The sequence below is a fragment of the Ferrovibrio sp. genome (genome assembly GCF_046297895.1).
Classification (GTDB): domain Bacteria; phylum Pseudomonadota; class Alphaproteobacteria; order Ferrovibrionales; family Ferrovibrionaceae; genus Ferrovibrio.
In genome coordinates this window covers 26,555-45,777 of the sequence record NZ_JBKBHC010000006.1, presented here as the reverse complement: position 1 = coordinate 45,777, position 19,223 = coordinate 26,555, and the positions used below count along the sequence as shown (strand labels likewise).

Genomic DNA, 19,223 nt, shown 5'->3' with positions numbered 1-19,223 from the left:
TGTTCAACGCGGCAGGATGGTCATCGGCAGATCGGGCGACGGCCGCAGGGTGATTTTCGCCACCGGCGCCACCCTGGCGCCCGGCACCAGGCGGGCACGCAATTTCTGCGCCAGCGTCGCGAGGATGATCACGGCCTCGATCATGGCAAAGCCCTGCCCGATGCAGATGCGCGGCCCTGCGCCGAAGGGCAGGTAAGTGTAGCGCCGACGCATGGCGGTTTTCTCTGGTGCGAAATTTTCCGGATCGAAGACATCCGGGTTCTGCCAGTACAGCCGGTGGCGATGCATGATCCAGGGCGAGATGATGACCATCGTGCCGGCGGGAATGTCGATATGCTGGAACCTGTCGTCGGCAACGGCCTGCCGTGCCGTGGTATGGGCCGGCGGATAGAGCCGCATCGCCTCCTCCACCACCATGCGGGTATAGACCAGCTTTTCATAATCGGCATAGGTGGCCGGACGACCGCCCAGCACGGCATCGAGTTCGGCATGCAGTTTCGCTTCCACCGCCGGGGCATGGGCCAGCAGATACCAGGTCCAGGCCAAAGCCGTAGCCGTGGTTTCGTGCCCGGCGAGGAAGAAGGTCGCCATCTGGTCCCGCACCTCGCGGTCGTCCAGCGCGCTGCCGGTTTCCTCGTCGCGCGCCGCCAGCAGCAGGCCAAGCAGGTCATTGCCCATCTCGCCGCCCACAGCATCGCCTTGGGCGGCGCGGTCGCGCCGACGCCGGATCAGCGTGTTGATGATCGCATCCATCTCGGCCAGGGCACGCTGGCCTTCGGCTGCGTCGGGCCGCGGCACCCAGCGCGGCAGGCCCAGCAGGTCGGGAATGTTTGGCCGCACCGTCACCTGATAGCGGTCCATCGCGGCGCCCACCGCCGAAACATCGGTGCTGGCATCGGCGCCGAACATGGTGCGGGCGATGATGTCGAGCGTCAGCAGCATCATCTGCTCAGCCATGTCGACATGCTGGTCCGCCGGCAGTCGCACCAGCTTTTCCGCCAGCGCGGCGGAATATTCGGTCATGATCCCGGCAAAACCGACCAGGCGGCGCGGCTGGAAGATCGGCGCCATCATGCGGCGCTGGCGTTTCCAGACCGCACCTTCACTGGTGAGCAGGCCCTGGCCCAGTCCGGGCTCCAGCATGCGTTTGCCGACCGGGTCGCGCTCGTAATTGGCGGCATTGTCGAGCATGACATGGCGGATCAACTCCGGGTGGTTGGCCATGATCATCGGCTTGAACAGCAGCCGATAGACGATGATGTCGCGCTCGTAGGTGTCTTTCGTATAGGTGCCGATGGCGTTTTCGCGCAGGGTGCGGATCAGTTGCAGCAGCGGCAGCCGCTGCTCATGCCGTGTCGGATAGGCCGGAACGAATCCCATGGTCTCGCTGGCGACAGACATTGCCGGTCCTCAGAAGGTGGTGGTCATGCCGCCATCGACGGCCAGCAGGTGGCCGTTCACATAAGACGCCGCTGGCGAGGCCAGGAACAGCGCCGCGCCGGCCAGTTCCTCGGGCTTGCCCCAGCGCCTGAGCGGCGTGCGGTCGTTGACGAATTTCACGAATTCCGGCCGCGCCATCAGTTCCCTGTTGATTTCGGTCTCGAAATAACCCGGCGCGATGGCGTTGCAGGTGACGCCCGACGGTCCGAGTTCGGCGGCGAAGGATTTGGTCAGGCCCAGCAGGCCGTGCTTGGCCGCCGTATAGGCCGGGATGCTGGCGCGCCCTTTGATCGACAGCACCGAGCCGATGTTGATGATGCGGCCATGGCCGCGCCGGGCCATCCCCAGGGCCGCCACGCGCGACAGCGCGAACGCAGCGGTGAGGTCCACCTCCAGCACGGCGCGCCAGTCGTCCAGCGTGATTTCGTCCAGCGGCTTGCGGATGTTGATGCCCGCGTTGTTGATCAGGATGTCCAGCTTGCCATGGGTCTTCTCGATGGCGGCGATGGCAGCCTCGCCGGCCGGGATGTCGGCCACGTCGAAGGCGGCTGTCTCGACCAGTCCGTGCTTGCGCACCACATCGGCAGCGGTGGACAGGGTTTCGGGGTGGCGTCCGTTGATCACCACCAGGGCACCGGCCTCGGCGAACAGCTTGGCGAATTCCAGCCCAAAACCGCGCGAGGCGCCGGTGATCAGCGCTACCTGACCGGTGAGATCGAACAGACCCTGCAGCATGCTTCACTCCCTTATCCGTTATGACGGAGTTTACCGGTTTGGCGGCTGGACTCCAGCCTGCCGGGCTTCCTACCATTGCGCGGAAATGGAGGACGCCCATGTCCATGCTGCGTTGCTATCAGGTGACCGAATTCGGCAAGCCGCTTGCCCTTGCGGAAAAGCCCCTGCCCCAGCCCGCCGGCCGCCAGGTGCTGGTGAAGGTTGAACGCTGCGGGGTCTGCCACAGCGACCTGCATATCTGGGACGGCTATTTCGACCTGGGCGGGGGCAGGAAGGTGGTGGCCGCCAATAACGGCACGCTGCTGCCGCTGACGCCCGGCCACGAGATCGTCGGCACGGTTGTCGCCACCGGGCCCGAGGCGCATCCTGCAAAGCCCGGACAGCGCCGGCTGATTTTCCCCTGGATCGGATGCGGCACCTGCCCGCCCTGCCGCGACGGCAACGAGCATATCTGTGCCGGCGCCCAGCAGGCCATCGGCATCTTCACCGATGGCGGCTATGCCAGCCATGTGCTGGTGCCGGACGAAAAGTATCTGCTCGATATCGGCAGCCTCGATCCGGCGCTGGCGGCCACCTACGCCTGTTCAGGGCTGACGGCCTATTCCGCCCTGAAGAAGATCGGCCGCTTGCCACCCCATCACGACCTGCTGATCGTGGGCGCCGGCGGTGTCGGCCTGAATGCCGTGGCACTGGCCAAAGTCATGACCGGCGTGGCGCCCATCGTGGCCGATCTCGATCCGGCCAAGCGGACGACCGCCATGCAGATGGGTGCCAAGGCCGCCATCGATCCGCGCGAGGCCGATGCCGGCAAGATCCTGTTCAAGACCACCGGCGGCGTGATGGCGGCGGTGGATTTCGCCGGCTCGGATGCCAGCTTTGCCTTCGCCTATGCCGCCCTGCGCAAGGGCGGCCATCTGGTCACCGTCGGACTGCTGGGCGGCCAGGCCACGATTTCCATCGGCCTGCATGTGATGAAGGGCCTGCGCATCAGCGGCAGTTACGTCGGCAGCCTGATCGAGTTGCAGGAACTGCTGCAACTGGCGCAACAGACCGCCCTGCCCGCGCTGCCGATCACGGCCGCGCCGCTGGACCAGACCACGGCATCGCTGGAGAAACTGAAAGCCGGCCAGGTGATCGGCCGCATCGTGCTGCAGCCCTGAGCGTCAGAGGAACAGCGCCAGCACGCCGGTATAGCCGTAGAGCCGCGACTGGGCGATCTCGCCGCCGCAATACATGCCTACCAGTGGCAGGTCGGGGAACACCGTCTGGATGCGGGCAAGCTCGCTGGGATCCTGCACGAACTGGTCCTGGCATCGCGCCATGCAGGAAAACCATAGCGCGCCGCGCGGCATGCGGTCGCCGCAGCGGCGCTTGAGATCGGCCAGCATGCGGTCCATGTCTGCTGCCGCGCTGTCGGTGTCGCGCCGGCAGAAGAATAACTGGTCGCCCTCCTCCACCATGGCGCCGATGGCGATGCCGCCCGCCTGGGGATCGATGCCGATGATGTTGCGCACCAGGTAATCGGGCCGGTCGGCGCCGCTGACCGGCAGGCCCACCATCAGGCCGTTCGAGAGTTTGCGCAGATCCTGCAGCGACTGCACCGAGAAGCTGTCGCGCAGCACGTTGTAGGCTGGCTGGCCATCGAGCTGGAGGATGATGTTGCCGTCGGCGGCCGTGACGGTGTGCGTGTCGCCAAGCTGGCTGCAGCCCTGGGTCAGCGCCGTGAGTACCGGCTGGGCCTGGGAGAAGACGATGCCGGACATGCCGCCCTCGGTGAGGCTGCCGGCCCATTGCGGGCGCGGGCCGCGGGCCGCGATCAGCCCGCCGACCAGATACGCGCCGCAGGCCTCGGCGAAATCCTCGATCAGTTCCGGCAGCGCCGGCACCTGCGGATCGGCATGCACCACGCCCAGCCAGCCCTGCGGCCGCTCGCTGGGCCGGCGGAAGAGTTTCGCGCTGCCCTCCGGAACGGCACCGACCAGGCAGGCCACCACCGGCTCGTCGCAATACTCGGTATCGCCGGCGGCGATGCTGTAGCCACAGGCGCCGACCATATCGCTGATACCTGTGGCCTCGCTCAGGCGCTTGAGGATCTGCGGCAAGCGCTCGGCCATGCGGTCGCTGACATAGACGAAGCCGACATTCGCGGCTTCGCCCAGCGGCATGAGCTGCAGCAGGCAACCGTCCACCGCCATGCGCCAGTCTTCCGACGCGCCGACACCGAGACGGAATTGCGCACCTGTTGTCTGTTCGCTCATGCGCTTCTCCTCTGCCGCCGCTTCACACTATAATGAACTGCCCCCGGGCGGGAATGCATGATCGGCACAAAAATGATTTATGACAGGAACACCGCAATGCAAAAAGCCATCCTGTACATCGCGGCTCCGGCCATGTCGCTGCTGGCCGCAGGCCTGGTCCCGCCCTCCGCACCAGCGGCCGAACCGCTGCCGGTCGGCCGCTGGAAGACCATCGACGATGAGACCAATGCGCCTCGCAGCATCGTCGAGATCCGAGAGGTGAGCGGCGAGTTGCAGGGGCGCATCCTGCAGATTTTTTATCGGCCCGACGAAAAGCCCGACCCGGTCTGCGAGGCCTGCGAGGGCGAGCGGAAGAACCAGCCGGTGATTGGCATGACCTTCCTGTGGGGCCTGAAACCCGATGGCGGCGACTGGGCCGGCGGGGCCATCCTCGATCCCAAGAATGGAAAGATCTACAACGCGAAGCTCAGCCTGGCCGAGGGGGGCAGCAAGCTGCGGGTGCGCGGCTTTATCGGCACGCCACTGCTGGGTCGCACACAGGTCTGGCTGCGCGAGTAGCGCACGGCGCTGGCGCGTTTTCGCCCGGCGATGCCGGGCTTCTGACTGAAACATGAGCATTGCAGCAGCCGGCCCCGATGGCCCGCCATTGGAATCATTGCCGGATTCGGGATGGCACGCTCCTTGAATTGGATAGACCGTTCCGTCTATTCGGCAATTCCAGCGAAGGAGCCTGCCATGAGCGGTAGCGTGCTGATTTCCCCCAATGAACTGTCCGCCCTGACCAGTCTGGGCGGCGTGGTGCTGATCGATACCCGCAGTCCGGAGGCTTATGCTGCCGGTCATCTGCCCGGCGCGGTGAACATCCACGACATCTTCACCTATCTGGCCACGTCCACGCCCGAAGGCGTGGCTTCGATGCGCGAGAAATTCGCTGCCGTGTTCGGCGCCGCCGGCCTGTCGGGCGCCGAGACCGCCGTGGTCTACGAGCAGTCGATGAATTCCGGCTTCGGGCAGTCCTGCCGCGGCTACGTGCTGCTCAGCTATCTGGGCTATCCGAAGATCAAGATCCTGCACGGCGGCTATGCCGGCTGGGTGGCTGCCGAGTTGCCGGTCACGACCGATCCGGCGATGCCGGTGCCCAAGGCCTTCCCGCTCAGCGCCGCCAATGCGGGCATTCTGCTGGATCTGGACGGCATGAAGGGCGCCGTGGCCGATCCCAAGATCGCCATTCTGGATACCCGCGACGTCGACGAGTGGATCGGAGAAAGCTCCTCGCCCTACGGCAAGGATTTCTGCCCGCGCAAGGGCCGCATCCCGCGCGCCGTCTGGATCGAGTGGTACCGCATGATGAAACCGACCGCTTCAGGCCCGATGTTCAAGAGCAGACAGGAAATCCTCGCCGAATGCGCCACCGTCGGCATCTCGGCCAAGACCCCCGTGGTGCTGTATTGCTTCAAGGGTGCCCGCGCCTCGAACACCCTGGTGGCACTGAAGGAGGCCGGCATCGAGAATGTGCGGCTGTATTTCGGTTCGTGGAATGAATGGTCCCGCGACCCCGCCCTGCCGATCGATACCGGATTCCCCGCTCCGGCGGCCCTGGCGGCGGCGGCGGAATAGCTGGATTGCCCCTAGGGCAATTGCGGCGGCGCAGTCCGGGCCGAGCAAAATCGGGAGGCATGGGGCTGCCCATGCGAAAACGGCCGATCAATGATTAAGTCATTGATCGGCCGTTCAAATTCGATGGGGCGAGGAACGGGACTTGAACCCGCGACCCCCAGGGCCACAACCTGGTGCTCTAACCAACTGAGCTACCCCCGCCACAGGGCAGGCGCTTCTTAAACCGCCCCCCTCTCCCGGTCAAGCTTTCCCTCCGCGGCCGCCACCAAGGCTCAGGCAGCAGATACCCGCCCGGCGTGTCCCGACTTTTGGTGCTATTTCAGCACCTTGTCGGGAATTTCACACTCCGCTAAACACTAAGGATATGACCAGCTTCTGGCTCATCATGGGCGCCCTGCTGATCGGCGTGCCCGGCGCTACCTTCATCGTGCTGCAGCTCATCGCGCAGCATAAGCGGCAGGTGCTTGCCTATGAGTGGAGTGCCGCCGAGGTGGTGCGCCGCGGCCAGCGCCTGGATGAACTGGAAAAACTGACCCGTTCCGCCCAGCAGAAAATCGCGGAACTGACCAAGCAGAAATTCGAGCTGGAGGCGGAAGTCGCCAAGCTGGAGAAACTCGCCAGCAAGGCCGTGGCGGCCGAGGCGAATGTGAAGACCTTCAGCATCGGCATCTACAATTCCGAAGTGCGCCGCGCCCACATGATGGGAGAAAAACATCGTCAGCTCGATGATAAATGGGGCGAGATCAATTACGTCGAATTGCAGGCCACCAACGATGACGAAGTGCGCCGCACCATCATGCGCAAATTCCCGCCCGAGCGAGGCTTCGTGATCGAATCCGTGCAGGAAGTGAAGAAGTAATCAGGCCTCGTTGCGCCAGTGCAGCGCCTGCACGGTTATATCAAGGCTGCTTTCGTTATCGATCTCGCCGCGCGGCGCCACCGGCCAGCGCCATTCCCGCTCGGCAGGCGGCAATCCCAGCCCGAGCAACGCATTCTCGCTCATGATCACTTCGCCCGCGCGGCTGTGCCAGATGCGGCGTGCATCCGTCACCAGGCCGACCGGGCAGGCCAGCGCCCGCAAACCATCCAGATGCGCCTGCAGGATGGCGCGGCCGAAGCTTTCCGCCCCGGTGCGGCTGACACCCTGCTTCTGCACATGCTCCATCGGCAGCAGCGGCAGCTGCGACAACAGGTTTAGCGACAACACGCAATCCGGCGGCACGTCATCGAGTTCGATCAGCGCGCGGGCCGACGGGATCGGCAGCGGCAGGGAAGCACGCCATTCCGCCAGGGGCCCAACCACCCCGGTCACATCCGCCAGCCGCAGCTCAACATTGGAGAATTGCCGCGCCAGTCGTCGCGCCGGGGCAAGCCAGGCGATGTCGAACACCAGGACATGCTTGAACTGCGTGCTGAGCTCGGCCAGCGGCAGGTCGGCCAGGGTGCCGCCGCCGAGCAGCCACAGCCTGTCGCGCCGCTCGCAATCCTGCGTCACACTCAGCGCGAAATCGCGTGTGTTGGCTTCATGCCCGGACCATGCCTTGTGACAGCGGCGCCGGCGCGACCACAGCGAAACCGCCGCCTTCGCATAGCCCAGCCGCCGCGCCGCCGGATCGGCCTGCACCCCGGCCCAGACGGCAAGTTCGGCCAGCATCGCCTATTCGGCGGCCGACCGCGCCGGCGGTTTGACACCGAAGCGCTGGGCAATCTGCTCGCGCGTGTAATAGCCCCGCTCGATATCGCGCGCGATCAGGACCGGATCGCGTTTGGCCGGATCGCCATAGCCGCCGCCGCCCGGCGTCGAGACATGCAGGCGGTCGCCGGCCTTGATCTCGATATCCTGGTCCTTCGACAGATGCGGCGGTACATAGACCTTGGGACCATCGGGCTGCTGCAACTCGACCGAGACGGTGTTGATTCCGCCATCCTCGCCGCCCAGCACGCCGCGCGGCCCGGTGCGGCCATGGTCCATCACCATCGAGGCACGGGCCTCGCCGCGCCGCAGGCGGATCGTGTAGTTGACGCCGAAGCCGCCGCGATGCTGCCCCGCCCCGCCCGAGCCCTCATGCAGCGAGTATTCCTCGAACAGCACGGGATAATACTGCTCCATCACCTCAATCGGCGTGGTCTTGGAGATACCAATGGTCGAGCAGCCGTTGCTGATGCCGTCGCCGCCATGCCAGCCCCCATAGCCGCCGCCCGAGATCACATACATCACGTAACTGCGGTCGCGCTTGGGGTCGTAGCCGCCAAGCGCGAGATTCCCAGAGGTGCCGGCCGGCGCGGCGAACAGCCGGTCGGGCATCGCCTGCACCAGGGCGTTGAAGACAGCCTCGGCAATGCGCTGGCTGACCTCGGCCGCACAGCCCGAAACCGGGCGCGGATATTTGGCATACAGGAAAGTGCCATGCGGATCGGTGATCTTCAGCGGCTCGAAGGTACCGGCATTGATCGGCACATCGGGGAAGATGTGCTTCACGGCGAGATAGATGGATGAATAGGTGGTGGCGATCACGCTGTTCATCGGGCCGCGACAGGGCGGACTGGAGCCCGTCATGTCGAAATGCAGCTCTTCGCCCCTCTTATCCACCTTCATCTTGATCAGCAGCGGCTCGTCGACCACGCCGTCGGAATCCACCACTGCCTCACCGTGATAGACACCATCGGGGATGGTGCGGATGCGGGCGCGCATCTGCTGGCTGGCGCGCTGTTTCAACTCGCCGATGGCCTGCTTCACCACATCGGCGCCGTAACGGTCCAGCAGGGCCGCCAGCCGCTTTTCGCCGATGGCGAGCGCGGCCGCCTGGGCCTTGATGTCGCCGATGCGCTGGTCGGCGATGCGGATGTTGCTGAGGATGATGGAGAGGATTTCCTCGTCCAGCACGCCTTCCTTGTACAGCTTCACGGGCGGCAGGCGCAGACCTTCCTGCTCGACTTCAGTGGCATTGGCCGAAAAGCCGCCCGGCACCATGCCGCCGATATCGGGCCAGTGGCCGGTATTGGCCAGCCAGGCAAACAGCCGACCCTTGTAGAAGAACGGCTTGACGAACCGCACGTCCATCAGATGCGTGCCGCCCAGATAGGGATCGTTGACGATGTAGACGTCGCCGGGCTTGGGCGCCAGCAGCGGCGTGTTCCGTGCGCGCTCGATCACGGCCTGGGTCGAGAACTGCATGGTGCCGACGAAAACCGGCAGGCCGAGCTCGCCCTGGGCGATCAGTTCGCCGGTATCGCCGTCATAGATGCCATCGGAGCGGTCGAGCGCTTCCGAGATCACCGGCGAAAAAGCGGCGCGGCAGAAGGCCAGGTCCATCTCGTTGCAGACCTGCTGCAGGCCATTCTGGATGACGACCAGGGTGACGGGATCAATCGGCTTGGCCATGGTCCACCTCTTACTCTGCACTGACGGCGACGATCAGGTTGCCCAGATTGTCGACATGCACGCGATTGCCGGGCTCGATCACCACCGTGGTGTCGAGCTGCTCCAGGATCGCGGGGCCGGCAAAATCGGCATTGCGCGGCAGCCGTTCGCGGTCATAGACCGGCGTGTCCTGCCAGCCGCCGGCATCATACCAGACTTTGCGGCTGCCCTTCTTCGCTCCCGCCACATCCCTGGCCGGCTCGGCGGCCAGCAGGCGATCCAGCGAAAGCTGCGGCCGCCGGCCGATCACGGCGGTATGGAGATTGACCAGCACGGCGCGGATTTCCGGCAGTTCCACCTCGAAGCGCTGCCAATAGGCCTCCTCGAAAGCCTTCTGCAGGGCCTCGCGCGTGATGCCCTTGTCGGGCACCGCCACGGTGAGCAGATGGCTCTGGCCCTGGAACTGCATGTCGGCCGAATGCAGCACCTGCATCTCTTCCACCTTCACGCCGTCGCGCTCCAGCGTCGCCATGCCCTCGGCGATCTGCCCTTCCAGCACCTCGGCCACCAGCCCGTCGGGCAGCACGCCCAGCGGCTTGTTCACGGTGCGCACGTAATCATGCCGCAGATCGGCCACCACACAGCCCAGGGCATTGGTGATGCCTGGCCGCGCCGGGATCAGCAGCTTCGGGATGCCCAGCTCGCGCGCCAGCGCCGCCGCATGCAGCGGTCCGGCGCCGCCGAAGGCAAACAGCGCAAAATCGCGCGGGTCGTGGCCACGACTCAGGCTGACCATGCGGATCGCACCGGCCATCTTGTCATTGGCGATGCGCAGGATGGCGGCCGCGGCATCGTCGGTGTTCAGCCCCAGCGGCTTGCCGACCTCGCGGTCGATGGCATCCTTCACATCCTGCAGCGAAACCTTGCTGTCGACGGCGAGCAGGCCGTCGGGATTGAGCCGGCCGAGCACCAGATTGGCATCGGTGATGGTCGGCCGTGTGCCGCCACGGCCGTAACAGATCGGCCCTGGCCGCGCACCGGCGCTTTCCGGACCGACCTGCAGCATGCCGGCCTCGTTGATGAAGGCGATCGAGCCGCCACCGGCACCGATGGTATGCACATCCACCATGGGGACATGGATCGGCATGGCGTATTCGATCTCAAGCTCGGACGAGACCTGCGGCACGCCGTCCTGGATGAGGCCCACATCCGAGGATGTGCCGCCCATGTCGTAGGTGATCACGTTGGGCAGGCCCGCGGCGCGCGCGGTATAGGCCGCCGCCATCACGCCCGAGGCCGGACCGGACATCACCGTGTTCACGGCAGCCTCGGCCACGATGCCGGCGGCGATGGTGCCGCCATTGCCCTGCATCACCAGCAGATCGCGGCCGAAGCCCTTGCCCTTCAGCTCGCCGTTGAGGCGCTCGATGTAACGATGCAGCACGGGTTGCACGCTGGCATTCACGCAGGCCGTGGTGCCGCGTTCGTATTCGCGGTATTCCGACAGCAACTGATGGCCGGCAGTGATATAGCCGTTCGGCCACACCTCGGCTGCGATCTCCAATGCACGCTTTTCATGCGCCGGGTTGATGTAGCTGTGCAGAAAATGGATCACCAGGGCCTCGCAGCCGGCGGCCTTGAGCTGCTCGGCGGCGACGCGTACGGCGGCCTCGTCGAGCGGCACGACCACCTCGCCATCGGCATCCATGCGCTCGGGCACTTCCAGGCGCCACTGGCGCGGCACCAGCGGCTCGAAATTGCCGGTCAGGCCATAGGCCTGCGGCCGGGTGCGGCGGCCAAGCTCCAGGCTGTCGCGGAAGCCTTTTGTGGTGATCAGGCCCACGCGGGCCACCTTGCGCTCCAGCAGGGCGTTGGTGGTGGTGGTGGTGCCATGCACGATGGTGTCGGCCTGCGGCAGGGCGATGCCGCCCTTTTCCAGCGCACCGAGCACGCCGAAGGCCTGGTTGTCCAGCGTGGTGGGCACCTTCGCCAGGGCAACGGCGCCCAGCGACGGCTCGATTCCGATCAGATCGGTGAAAGTGCCGCCGACATCGATCCCGACAATCCAACCCATGACGCGACCCTCACACCGAAAGATACTGTTCACGCACGGCCGCATTGGCCGCGAGTTCGGCCATGGTGCCGGAATAGCGGATGCGGCCCTTCTCGATGATGTAGGCGCGATCGGCCACCATCTGCGCGAAATGCAGGTTCTGCTCCGACAGCAGCACGCACAGGCCCTCGTCCTTGAGCTGCAGGATGGTTTTCGCCATCTGCTCGACGATCACCGGCGCCAGGCCCTCGGACGGTTCGTCCAGCAGGATCAGGCGGGGATTGCCCATCAGCGTCCGCGCAATGGTCAGCATCTGCTGCTCGCCGCCCGACATGCGACCGCCGGGACGATCCTTCATCCGGCCCAGGTTGGGGAACAGTTCAAACAGGCGTTCCGGCGTCCAGGTCGGCGCCCCCTCCCGCGGCGGCTGCTTGCCGACGGCAAGGTTCTCCATCACCGTCAGGTCGGTGAAGATGCGGCGCTCCTCGGGCACATAGCCCAGGCCCAGCCGGGCGATGCGATGCGACGGCATGCGGTCTATCCGCGCGCCATCGAAGGTGATGCTGCCGCTTTGCGCCGGCACCATGCCGATCACCGACTTCATCGTGGTGGACTTGCCGGCGCCATTGCGCCCCAGCAGCACGACTACCTCGCCCGGATTGGCCTGCAACGACAGATCGGCCAGGATATGGGCGCGGCCGTAAAAGGTATTGAGCCCTTCGATCGTCAGCATCTCAGTGGCCCTCCCCGGCGAAGACCGCGCCAGAGCCCAGATACACGGCTTGCACCTCCGGATTGGCCCGCACCTCGGCGGGGCTGCCCTCGGCGATCAGACGGCCGCGATTGAGCACGATGATCCGGTCGGCCTGGGCAAAAACCACGTCCATGTCATGCTCGGTGAACAGCACGGCGATGTCGTCCTGCCGCGCCAGCCTGGCCGTCAGGTCCATCAGGGCGATGCGTTCGCTCGGCGCCATGCCGGCGGTCGGCTCGTCCATCAGCAGCAGTTTGGGCTGGTTGGCCAGCGCGATCGCCAGTTCGACGCGCTTGAGGTCGCCATAGGCCAGGATGCCGCATGGCCGCTCGCTCTGATCGGCCATGCCGACGCGGTCCAGCAGCACCATCGCCTCGTCGCGATACTGCGCATTGGCCGGCCGCCAGAACGACATCAGGCCGTTATGGAACGACAGCAGCGCCATCTGGATATTCTCGCGCACCGTCATCGAATTGAAGGTGGCGGTAATCTGGAAGGTACGGCCTACGCCCAGGCGCCATATCTGGCGCGGCGCCATGCCGAGCAGGCTGCGACCCAGCAGGGTCACTTCCCCGGTATCGGGCTTGAGCTGGCCGTTCAGCATGTTGAAGCAGGTGCTCTTCCCCGCGCCGTTGGGACCGATCAGGGCCAGCAGCTCGCCGGCGGCGACCTGAAAGCTGACATCCTGCACCGCCTGCACACCGCCGAAGGACTTGTGCAAGCCTTTCACCGAGAGGACGGTCATCGCACGGCCTCCCGTTCACGCATGCTGGTAAATCGGGTCGTCGCCTGCTTGATGAACCCGGCGATGCCCTGCGGGAAGGCCAGCACGATCATCAGGATCGTCAGGCCGAGGATGGCGCGCCAGTATTCGGTGTTGCGCGCGATCGAATCCTGCAGCCAGGTGAAGACGGCGGCACCGGCTACCGGGCCGGTCAGGGTCTGCACGCCGCCCAGCAGCACCATCACCAGTCCGTCGACCGAGCGCGACACGGCCAGCGTTTCGGGCGAGATGCTGCCCTTGGAGAAGGCGAACAGGCCGCCGGCCAGGCCTGCGAAGGTGCCTGCCAGGATGAACCCGAACCACTGGAACCGCCGCACGTCGATGCCGATGGCATCGGCGCGCAGGGTGGAATCGCGTCCGGCGCGCAAAACGTAGCCAAACGGGGCATGCACCACACGCCAGAGGAAGACGATGCTGGCGGCGCAGATGGCCAGGGCGAAGAAGTAGAATGCGGTGCGATCCTTCAGCCATTCGCTGGGCCACAGGCCGATCAGGCCATTCGACCCGCCGGTGAAGGCATCCCACTGATAGATCACCGACCAGGCGATCTGGGCAAAGGCCAGTGTGAGCATGGCGAGATAGACGCCGGACAGCCGCACGCAGAACCAGCCGAAGATCAGCGCGCCAAGGCCCGACAGCGCCGGGGCCGCCAGCAGCGCCAGTTCCATCGGCAGCTTGAGTTTCAGCAATGCCAATGCCGCTCCGTAGCAACCCAGGCCAAAATAGGCGGCATGGCCGAACGACACCATGCCGGCCGGTCCCATCAGGAAATGCAGCGTGACGGCAAAAACGGCGAATACCGCGATGTCGATCAGCAGCACCAGCATGTAGTCGTCGCGGCCCAGGGGCATCAGCGCCAGCAGCGCGACAAGGCCGAGCACGGCCAGCCAGAACGGCCGGCTGAGCGGATAGAGCGGCGGTTCGACAGTGGCGGCGCCGCGCTGGGCTCCCTGCGGCTTGCCAAGCAGGCCAAGCGGGCGCACCACCAGCACGATGGCCATGATGACGAACTCGACCACCAGGGTGAACTTGGTGAAGGACAGCGTGGTGCCGAATATCGAAACGTCGCCGATACCAATGCAGAAGGCTTTGGCCTGGGCAATCAGCAGGGCGGCCAGGAAGGCGCCGCCGATCGAGCCCATGCCGCCCACCACCACCACGACGAAGGCGTCCGAGATCACGGTGATGTCGAGCATGAGCTGGGCCGGTTCGCGCGGCAGCTGTACCGCGCCGCCCAGGCCGGCAAGGAAGGCACCGAGGAAAAACACGCTGGTGAACAGGCCGCTCTGGTTCACGCCCAGCGCGCCGACCATCTCGCGATCCTGCGTGGCGGCGCGCACCAGCGTGCCCCACCGCGTGCGGTTCATCAACAGCCACAGCAGGCCAAGCACCACCGGTCCGATGGCGATCAGCACCAGGTCGTATTGCGGGAAGCGCTTGCCGAAAATATCGACCGCTCCGCGCAGGCCCGCGGCACGTGGGCCGACCAGATCCTCGGCACCCCAAATGTAGAGGGCCGCATCCTTGATCACCAGCACCAGCGCGAATGTGGCCAGCAGCTGGAACAATTCAGGCGCGCGGTAGATGCGGCGCAACACCACCACCTCGATCACGACGCCGATCAGGCCGACGGCGATGGCGGCGCCGAGCACGCCGCCCCAGAAGCCGAAGATCGAAGTACGGCCAAAGAATTCCACCAGCGTATAGGCCAGATAGACGCCCAGCATATAGAGCGAGCCATGGGCGAAATTCACGATCCGGCTCACGCCGAAGATGATCGATAGGCCGGCCGCCACCAGGAACAGGGACGATGCGCCGGCAAGGCCGTTCATGAACTGGATGACGATATTGGCAAGCAAGGCCGCGACCCGCGAATAGGAATGGAAGGGAGAGGATGCCCCCTGCCCTCAGCCTGACGGCATGGGCAGGGGGCGGACTTCACGCGATGGCTTATTCGGCCGCCTAGTCAGCAGGGCGCATCTTGGCGACATCGGCATCTGACGGCAGGAACTTGGCGCCGTCAGCATAATACCAGTCGGTCATGATGCCCTTGCCGTCCTTCAGGCCGATCTTGCCGACATAGGCACCCATGGTCGACTGATGGTCCTGCGGGCGATAGGTGATGTTGCCCAGCGGCGTGGAGTGGGTCAGGCCCTTCATCGCCGCCACCAGCTTCTCGGTGTCCAGCGAGCCCGCCTTCTTGATCACTGCCGCCGCAGACTGCACGGTGGCATAGCCGACGATGGACCCCAGGCGCGGATAGTCGTTGAACTTCTTCTGGTAGGCATCGGCGAACGCCTTATGCTCCGGCGTGTTGATGGCATACCAGGGATAGCCGGTGACCCACCAGCCAACCGGGGCTTCGTCCTTCAGCGGGTCGAGATATTCCGGCTCGCCGGCCAGCAGGTTGAACACCTCGACGCCCTTGAACAGGTCGCGGGTCTGGCCTTCGCGCACGAACTTGGCCAGATCCGGGCCGAATAGCGAGGAGAAGATCGCGTCGGGCTTGGCGGCGGCAATGGCATCGGCCACCGCGCCGGCTTCGATCTTGCCCAGCGGCGGCGCCTGCTCGATCACGAATTCGACGTCCGGCTGGGCTTCCTTCATCAGCTTCTTGAAGGCAGCCGTGGCCGACTGGCCGTATTCGTAGTTCGGATAGACGATGGCCCAGCGCTTTTTCTTCAGCTTGGCTGCTTCCGGCACCAGCATGGCCGTCTGCATATAGGTCGAGGCGCGCAGGCGGAAGGTATACTTGTTGCCCTGGTCCCAGACGATCTTGTCGGTCAGCGGCTCGGCGGCAATGAAGAGAACCTTCTTCTCCTTGGCGAAGCTGGCCACCGCCAGGCCGACATGGGAGGGGAAGGTGCCGATCAGGAAGGACACCTTTTCGCGCGTCACCAGTTCCTCGGCGATGCGCACGGCGTCGCCGGGCTGGCCGTTATCGTCGCGGCTGACGATCTCCAGCTTCTTGCCCAGCAGACCGCCGCTGGCATTCACCTGCTCAACCGCCAGTTCCCAGCCCTTCTTGTAGGGCTCGAGGAAGGCGGCGAAATTCTTGTAGGAATTCATTTCGCCGATCTTGATGGTGTCCTGCGCCTGAGCGCCATTCCCCATCAGACCCGCCACTGCGACACCGAACGCTGCACTCCACTTCAACCAGGTCCTGCGATCCATAATCTGCCTCCTTGGTGATAGTTCTGTGGATCCCCCGAAACGCGGGTACGCTAATCGCTCTGTTTTCAGCCCCTATCGCTGCCCGTCCTCGCCCTTGATCTCGTGGACCTGCAGGCCGCCGACGCGGGCATGCACGCGTCCGCCCGTGCTCATGGCCAGGATGAACGCGATCTCGTTGTCGCGCGGCCCGTCGGGCGCGCAGAATTCGATGGCATCGAAATGACTCCGCACATAGGCGGCATTGATGTGATGCAGCGGAATGTCGATGCGGCTGCCCACGCCTGCCAGCTTGGTGGTCGACGGCACGATGGCCTTGGCGTTGCCCAGCACTTCGCGCATCGAATAGCCGCCGGGCACGTGCCACAACGCGCCATGCTCCAGTTCGCCGCCGGCACCGACGATGGCGCCCTTGCCATAAGCCTGGATTTCTTTCGGATTGCCGCCCAGTGCGGCCACCAGCCGGCGCGTCAGTTCGACCCCGACGGGCTTCAATGCCTCCATCATCGGCGTGATGTCCTCGACATACCGGCCGGCATAGGGATTCTTCACCAGCGCTCCGATCACGCCGCGCCGCGGCGGCCTGGCAACCTTCGCGCCACCGTCGTGGAAAATTTCGTCGGTAATGCAGACGATCCTGCGGACCTCGACCGATACCATGCCCCTACCCCATTGCCTTTCGTTCACTGCTCAGCAGCGCCTCGCCGCCGATACTGCGATGCTCGCCCTGCAGCGAGAGGAATGCCGCGTGAATCAGGCCAGCGCGGCGCAAATCCTGCGCGCGGCGCTGACCCGCCGACAAGGCCTCGTCCACGGCAAAAAACGGCAGTGTACCTACGTTCACTGTCACGGGAATTTCACCCAGATCGGATTCATCGCGCAAAGCCCTGGCAGGCTGGCGTTCGATCGCGGGGTGATCAACATCGACGGCATTGGCGACGATGGTGGCCGCCGCGTCAGCCATCGCGGCATTCGGCGCCAGTATGGTGACGGCATCTGCAATGCCACGCGAGAACGAACGACCGCGCCAACCGGATGTGGCGATCCCACGCGATGGTTGATCGGCCAACAGGGTCGCAACCGCATCCAGATGCGGCAACTCGGGATTGCAGACCACGGCGGCGCGTAATGACTCCCCGGATGCCAGGTGGAAGGCAATGTCGCCGCCGTTGTTCACGTAGGCCTTGCTCAATGCGGCATCGTCCAGCATCGCCTGCAGGATTTCATCCGCCACCGAACCGGCCACGGCCGCCATCGGCGTGATGAAGACATCACGATAGGGCCAGCAGGCCGCCGCCATGCGCCGGGCCACCGGGCCACGCAGCAGCGGATGGGCATGTTTCAGCGGTTTGCGCAAGGTATGCAATTCGCTCACCAGCGTGCCGAGGATATCCTGGAAGCGTGTCACCGCCTGTTCATAGGCGCGGTGGCGTTCGGCGGCCGGGCCAAAGGCCTCGACGATAAGGTCGATCGGCCCGTGCTGCAGATGCAGTCTCGGCGCGGCCGGATCGCGGCCGGCGAGCCAGACGGCGCTGGGGGGCTGGCCGATCACGGCTGTTCCTCGGCGGTGGGCCGGGTGATCGGCCAGGGATTGTCCGGTCGCCAGGCCAGCTTGCTCAACCGGCCGGTCTGCAGCACGTCGTCAAGCTGCACCACATAATCCGTATGGCCGCCCAGCGCCGCATAATCGTCGCGCCGCAGAGTGAACTCGATCGGGGCCACCAGCGCTGGAGTCGGCACGTAGCCGAAGGAGTTGTCCGGCATGCGCGCCACATCCACCATGTAGGTGATGCCGCCGCCCGGCCAGACATAGACCGGCGCACCGCCCGAGGTGACACGCGTGAGGCGATCCTTGACCGACAGCGTCAGGCGCACCGGGTTTTCCGTCACGCCCGCACGCAGGCTGCCGCCGGCGCCGGCCATGAACAGCACGGTACACAGCGAGGGCTCGCAATTCTCGGCAATGCGTTCGACGACCATCCTGATCGGCGCCGGCATCTCCGCCGGCTGCGGCTGGAGGTTTCCGTCCAGCACATACCAGGCGCTGTGTTCGCCGGTAGTGGAAACCATCAGCAGCCGCATGCCCGGCCAGGCCACCTTGGGGTCGATGCTTTCGATGATCTCAAGCGGGTCGGAAACATTGGTGCCGCCCCAGCCCAGGCCCGGTTCGGCCACCTGGAAATAGCGGCCCGGCGTCGATTTGCGTCCGCGCACGCGGATGCCCGACAGCTTCATGTCGAGAAAGCGCCCGGCCTGATGTTCGGTCAGCACGCCGGTGATATGATCGTCCACCACGATCACCTCGTCAGCATGGCCCAGCCACTGCTTGGCGAAGATGCCGATGGTGGCCGAGCCACAGCCCACGCGCATGCGCGCCTCGGGCTTGCCGTTCACCACGGGCGGCCTGTTGGCCTGGATCACCACCTCGGCGCCGCCATCGATCTGCACGGTCACGGCCTGCTTGTTGCACAAAGCCAGCAATGCGTCGCAGGTGACGGTGCCTTCCTTCTTGCTGCCGCCGGTCAGGTGATGCACGCCGCCCAGCGAGAGCATCTGCGAGCCGTATTCGGTGGTGGTGACATGGCCGATGGCCTCGCCATTCACCCGCACGGCGGCCTGTTCGGCGCCGAGATAGCGGTCGGTGTCGATCTTCACCTTCACGCCGCAATAGCTGAATATGCCTTCGGTCACCACGGTCACCATGTCGACGCCGTCATGCTGCGAGGCGACGATGAAGGGCGCCGGCTTGTAATCGGGATAGGTGGTGCCGGCGCCGACGCCGGTGACGAAAGCGGCGGGAGGCGGTGCGGCGACCGAGCCGTTCCAGCCCTCGCTGCCGGACAGGAAGGGAGTGACGCTGCCTCCCTGGGCCAGCGCGCGTTCGGTAACGATCAGCGGATCGACGCGAGTGAGCACGCCTTCGACATTGGCATAACGGTCGCAGGCGCCGGCCTTGCCCGGGCGGATGCGGCACAGGACCGGACAGGCGTCGCAGCGGACGACATCATCCTTGACGGCTTCGGCAGTGGCAACGGCGGTCATGGCTGCCC

The 19,223-nt window shown here is 65.4% G+C and carries 17 protein-coding genes and 1 tRNA gene; 4 read left to right on the top strand and 14 right to left on the bottom strand.

What is annotated here, in order from left to right; translation table 11 throughout:
* Positions 1 to 3 precede the first annotated feature (3 nt).
* Positions 4 to 1,401: a cytochrome P450 gene (locus tag ACK4FK_RS11310; RefSeq protein WP_409745064.1), complete on the bottom strand. Its 1,398-nt coding sequence runs from the start codon at positions 1,399 to 1,401 to the stop codon at positions 4 to 6.
* A 9-nt stretch (positions 1,402 to 1,410) separates the two neighbouring features.
* Positions 1,411 to 2,175, bottom strand: coding sequence for an SDR family oxidoreductase (locus ACK4FK_RS11305; RefSeq protein WP_409745063.1), 765 nt, complete (start codon positions 2,173 to 2,175; stop codon positions 1,411 to 1,413).
* Between the two features lie 98 nt (positions 2,176 to 2,273).
* Here ACK4FK_RS11305 and ACK4FK_RS11300 point away from each other — a divergent pair, with 98 nt between their 5' ends.
* Positions 2,274 to 3,335, top strand: a complete 1,062-nt coding sequence (locus tag ACK4FK_RS11300) for an alcohol dehydrogenase (RefSeq protein WP_409745062.1) — start codon at positions 2,274 to 2,276, stop codon at positions 3,333 to 3,335.
* Positions 3,336 to 3,338: 3 nt separating this feature from the next.
* Here the strand turns inward: ACK4FK_RS11300 and ACK4FK_RS11295 are convergent, their stop codons facing one another.
* Positions 3,339 to 4,433 (bottom strand): FIST C-terminal domain-containing protein, encoded by a 1,095-nt coding sequence (locus ACK4FK_RS11295; protein ID WP_409745061.1) that lies wholly within the window; start codon positions 4,431 to 4,433, stop codon positions 3,339 to 3,341.
* Between the two features lie 96 nt (positions 4,434 to 4,529).
* On the opposite strand from ACK4FK_RS11295, the gene ACK4FK_RS11290 reads away from it, so the two are divergent.
* Entirely contained in the window at positions 4,530 to 4,991 is a 462-nt protein-coding gene (locus tag ACK4FK_RS11290) for a DUF2147 domain-containing protein (protein ID WP_409745060.1), read from the top strand.
* 177 nt (positions 4,992 to 5,168) lie between these two features.
* Positions 5,169 to 6,050 (top strand): sulfurtransferase, encoded by an 882-nt coding sequence (locus ACK4FK_RS11285; RefSeq protein WP_409745059.1) that lies wholly within the window; start codon positions 5,169 to 5,171, stop codon positions 6,048 to 6,050.
* A 124-nt stretch (positions 6,051 to 6,174) separates the two neighbouring features.
* Here the strand turns inward: ACK4FK_RS11285 and ACK4FK_RS11280 are convergent.
* A tRNA-His gene (locus ACK4FK_RS11280) sits at positions 6,175 to 6,251 on the bottom strand.
* Between the two features lie 163 nt (positions 6,252 to 6,414).
* On the opposite strand from ACK4FK_RS11280, the gene ACK4FK_RS11275 reads away from it, so the two are divergent.
* On the top strand, positions 6,415 to 6,909 hold the full coding sequence (locus tag ACK4FK_RS11275; protein ID WP_409745058.1) for a hypothetical protein: 495 nt from the start codon (positions 6,415 to 6,417) through the stop codon (positions 6,907 to 6,909).
* Here the strand turns inward: ACK4FK_RS11275 and ACK4FK_RS11270 are convergent, their stop codons facing one another.
* From ACK4FK_RS11270 to ACK4FK_RS11225, 10 genes are all read right to left on the bottom strand, one after another.
* Positions 6,910 to 7,704 carry a hypothetical protein gene (locus tag ACK4FK_RS11270; protein WP_409745057.1) on the bottom strand — a complete coding sequence of 265 codons (795 nt, stop codon included), beginning with the start codon at positions 7,702 to 7,704 and terminating at the stop codon, positions 6,910 to 6,912. It lies immediately after the preceding gene.
* A 3-nt stretch (positions 7,705 to 7,707) separates the two neighbouring features.
* Positions 7,708 to 9,432, bottom strand: a complete 1,725-nt coding sequence (locus tag ACK4FK_RS11265; protein ID WP_409745056.1) for a hydantoinase B/oxoprolinase family protein — start codon at positions 9,430 to 9,432, stop codon at positions 7,708 to 7,710.
* A gap of 10 nt (positions 9,433 to 9,442) precedes the next feature.
* Entirely contained in the window at positions 9,443 to 11,485 is a 2,043-nt protein-coding gene (locus ACK4FK_RS11260) for a hydantoinase/oxoprolinase family protein (protein WP_409745055.1), read from the bottom strand.
* A gap of 10 nt (positions 11,486 to 11,495) precedes the next feature.
* On the bottom strand, positions 11,496 to 12,197 hold the full coding sequence (locus ACK4FK_RS11255) for an ABC transporter ATP-binding protein (RefSeq protein WP_409745054.1): 702 nt from the start codon (positions 12,195 to 12,197) through the stop codon (positions 11,496 to 11,498).
* A gap of 1 nt (position 12,198) precedes the next feature.
* Positions 12,199 to 12,963, bottom strand: coding sequence for an ABC transporter ATP-binding protein (locus tag ACK4FK_RS11250; protein WP_409745053.1), 765 nt, complete (start codon positions 12,961 to 12,963; stop codon positions 12,199 to 12,201).
* Complete coding sequence (locus tag ACK4FK_RS11245) at positions 12,960 to 14,861, bottom strand: ABC transporter permease (protein WP_409745052.1); 1,902 nt, start codon at positions 14,859 to 14,861, stop codon at positions 12,960 to 12,962. Before ACK4FK_RS11245 ends, ACK4FK_RS11250 begins: the two co-directional genes overlap by 4 nt.
* Before the next feature lie 103 nt (positions 14,862 to 14,964).
* Positions 14,965 to 16,176 (bottom strand): ABC transporter substrate-binding protein, encoded by a 1,212-nt coding sequence (locus ACK4FK_RS11240; protein ID WP_409745051.1) that lies wholly within the window; start codon positions 16,174 to 16,176, stop codon positions 14,965 to 14,967.
* Between the two features lie 72 nt (positions 16,177 to 16,248).
* Complete coding sequence (locus tag ACK4FK_RS11235; protein ID WP_409745050.1) at positions 16,249 to 16,833, bottom strand: amino acid synthesis family protein; 585 nt, start codon at positions 16,831 to 16,833, stop codon at positions 16,249 to 16,251.
* Between the two features lie 4 nt (positions 16,834 to 16,837).
* A complete protein-coding gene (locus ACK4FK_RS11230) occupies positions 16,838 to 17,725 on the bottom strand; it encodes a UPF0280 family protein (RefSeq protein ID WP_409745049.1) in 888 nt (295 codons plus the stop codon).
* Positions 17,722 to 19,215, bottom strand: coding sequence for a 6-hydroxynicotinate reductase (locus tag ACK4FK_RS11225; RefSeq protein ID WP_409745048.1), 1,494 nt, complete (start codon positions 19,213 to 19,215; stop codon positions 17,722 to 17,724). Before ACK4FK_RS11225 ends, ACK4FK_RS11230 begins: the two co-directional genes overlap by 4 nt.
* Positions 19,216 to 19,223: the final 8 nt, after the last annotated feature.

Bases quoted from the DNA above. Each gene is read 5' to 3' on its own strand.
- ACK4FK_RS11255 (WP_409745054.1), bottom strand. From the start codon at position 12,197: ATGCTGACGATCGAAGGGCTCAATACCTTTTACGGCCGCGCCCATATC.
- ACK4FK_RS11270 (WP_409745057.1), bottom strand. From the start codon at position 7,704: ATGCTGGCCGAACTTGCCGTCTGGGCCGGGGTGCAGGCCGATCCGGCG.
- ACK4FK_RS11290 (WP_409745060.1), top strand. From the start codon at position 4,530: ATGCAAAAAGCCATCCTGTACATCGCGGCTCCGGCCATGTCGCTGCTG.
- ACK4FK_RS11235 (WP_409745050.1), bottom strand. From the start codon at position 16,833: ATGGTATCGGTCGAGGTCCGCAGGATCGTCTGCATTACCGACGAAATT.
- ACK4FK_RS11265 (WP_409745056.1), bottom strand. From the start codon at position 9,432: ATGGCCAAGCCGATTGATCCCGTCACCCTGGTCGTCATCCAGAATGGC.
- ACK4FK_RS11300 (WP_409745062.1), top strand. From the start codon at position 2,274: ATGTCCATGCTGCGTTGCTATCAGGTGACCGAATTCGGCAAGCCGCTT.
- ACK4FK_RS11240 (WP_409745051.1), bottom strand. From the start codon at position 16,176: ATGGATCGCAGGACCTGGTTGAAGTGGAGTGCAGCGTTCGGTGTCGCA.
- ACK4FK_RS11275 (WP_409745058.1), top strand. From the start codon at position 6,415: ATGACCAGCTTCTGGCTCATCATGGGCGCCCTGCTGATCGGCGTGCCC.
- ACK4FK_RS11310 (WP_409745064.1), bottom strand. From the start codon at position 1,401: ATGTCTGTCGCCAGCGAGACCATGGGATTCGTTCCGGCCTATCCGACA.
- ACK4FK_RS11295 (WP_409745061.1), bottom strand. From the start codon at position 4,433: ATGAGCGAACAGACAACAGGTGCGCAATTCCGTCTCGGTGTCGGCGCG.
- ACK4FK_RS11250 (WP_409745053.1), bottom strand. From the start codon at position 12,963: ATGACCGTCCTCTCGGTGAAAGGCTTGCACAAGTCCTTCGGCGGTGTG.
- ACK4FK_RS11225 (WP_409745048.1), bottom strand. From the start codon at position 19,215: ATGACCGCCGTTGCCACTGCCGAAGCCGTCAAGGATGATGTCGTCCGC.
- ACK4FK_RS11260 (WP_409745055.1), bottom strand. From the start codon at position 11,485: ATGGGTTGGATTGTCGGGATCGATGTCGGCGGCACTTTCACCGATCTG.
- ACK4FK_RS11305 (WP_409745063.1), bottom strand. From the start codon at position 2,175: ATGCTGCAGGGTCTGTTCGATCTCACCGGTCAGGTAGCGCTGATCACC.
- ACK4FK_RS11285 (WP_409745059.1), top strand. From the start codon at position 5,169: ATGAGCGGTAGCGTGCTGATTTCCCCCAATGAACTGTCCGCCCTGACC.